The 273-nt window shown below is 52.0% G+C and carries 2 rRNA genes; both read right to left on the bottom strand.

Annotated features, from left to right (window positions below):
• Positions 1-67, bottom strand: a 5S ribosomal RNA gene (gene rrf, locus KVT34_RS30285); the annotation flags it as partial.
• A 147-nt stretch (positions 68-214) separates the two neighbouring features.
• Positions 215-273, bottom strand: a 16S ribosomal RNA gene (locus KVT34_RS30280); the annotation flags it as partial.

The raw sequence follows: 273 nt of genomic DNA, 5'->3' as shown, positions 1-273 counted from the left end.
CGCTGGAAGGCTTAACGGTCGTGTTCGGGATGGGTACGCGTGGTTCCCTTCCGCCATCGTCACCAAACGAATTGCGTAGTTTCCGGAGTCGCCAAACTCCAGAAAAGTTTGTAGCTTGAAAGGTTCTTGCCCTTTCAAAACTGACAACGAGTGATTGAAGATTGAAGGCAATGCCTTCTTGACTGGGTCCGTCTCAGGACCCGAGTCTCCATAGAAAGGAGGTGATCCAGCCGCACCTTCCGATACGGCTACCTTGTTACGACTTCACCCCAA

This window comes from Paenibacillus sp. GbtcB18, from assembly GCF_019091125.1.
Lineage (GTDB): Bacteria > Bacillota > Bacilli > Paenibacillales > NBRC-103111 > Paenibacillus_F > Paenibacillus_F chitinolyticus.
Note: the sequence above shows the minus strand (reverse complement) of the source record. Positions and strands in the feature narration are given on the sequence as shown.